Raw genomic sequence first — 1,305 nt, 5'->3', positions numbered from 1 at the left:
GGGTTTGGGGGTGGGGGGGGGGGGGGGGGGGGGGGGGGTGGGAGGGGGGGAGGGGGGGTGGGTGGGGGCGGGGGGGGCAGCCCTTTGGCCTGGGCGGGGGGCCTGTACCCCGTGGACGGCGCTCGGATCGCCTTCTGCTCACAGCAGATCTCCTGTCAGCAGAAAGGGCAGCGGTCCGGACCGTCGCCAGTCGAAGCTGGTAGCCACATCACCGTGATCGAGAGGGGCGTCACTGATGCGGCACACCAGTCCCGCGATGGCTGCGGACGGCGCGACCACCGGCTTCGGCGACCAGGTCTTCCAACAGCTGCTCAAGGAGCGGGTGATCTTTCTCGGCACCCAGGTCGACGACACCTCGGCCAACACGATCTGTGCGCAGATGTTGCTGCTGGCGGCCGAGGACAGCGAGCGCGACATCTTTCTCTACATTAATTCGCCGGGCGGCGTGATCAGTGCCGGCATGGCGGTCTACGACACGATGCACTACATCGGAAACGACGTGGCGACCGTCGGCCTCGGTCTCGCCGGGTCGATGGGACAGTTCCTGCTCTGTGCCGGCGCGCCCGGCAAACGGTACGCCCTGCCGCACACCCGGATCATGATGCACCAGTTGTCCGGCGGGATGGGCGGCAGCGCCGCCGACATCGCCATCCAGGCGGAGAACATGCTGCACATCAAGCGGACGACGATCGAGCGGATCGCGTTCCACACCGGGCGCACCCGCGAGGAGATCGAGCAGGACTCCGACCGGGACCGGTGGTTCACCGCAGAGCAGGCCCGCGAGTACGGCATCATCGACCAGGTGATCGCCACCACTGCGCAGCTGTCCGCCGTTGGCGTCTCCAGCTGACCGGGCGAGCCAGGACGGAGACTTTCGATGCTGCTGCGACAGGTCATCGGGCGGGTGCTGCGCCGGCTCCGGCAGGACCAGGGTCGCACTCTGCAGGACGTCGCCCGCGCCGCCGGCCTGTCCACGGCGTACCTGTCGGAGCTGGAGCGTGGACGCAAGGAACCGTCCTCGGAGATGTTGGCGTCGATCTGCCGGGCGCTCGGCGTCGCGCTGGAGGAGCTGTTGGCGCAGGCGATGCAGGAGCTGACCCGCAGCCGTCCGATGGCCACCGTCCGCTGTCGACGATCTGTCCGGCCCTCGGGCGGGTCTCCGTCGGCCACCCGAGGGCGACGGGGACGGGTGAGTCCGTCCGCCGGTCGGCCGGGCGAGCGGTGGGCCGGCCGGCTGGTGGGAGAACACACCACCCCACGAGAACCAAAAGCGGGAGCACACAAAAAAACCGAAAACACAAAACA

At 68.9% G+C, this 1,305-nt stretch carries 2 protein-coding genes; both read left to right on the top strand.

Annotated elements, in window-relative coordinates; genetic code table 11:
- Positions 1–235: 235 nt before the first annotated feature.
- A complete protein-coding gene (locus ACXAHD_RS32140; protein WP_281554423.1) occupies positions 236–850 on the top strand; it encodes an ATP-dependent Clp protease proteolytic subunit in 615 nt (204 codons plus the stop codon).
- A 27-nt stretch (positions 851–877) separates the two neighbouring features.
- The coding region (locus ACXAHD_RS32135; RefSeq protein WP_475055173.1) for a helix-turn-helix domain-containing protein at positions 878–1,305 on the top strand (428 nt) is incomplete at its 3' end.

Source organism: Micromonospora sp. ABR4_055 (assembly GCF_056160425.1).
Note: the sequence above shows the minus strand (reverse complement) of the source record. Positions and strands in the feature narration are given on the sequence as shown.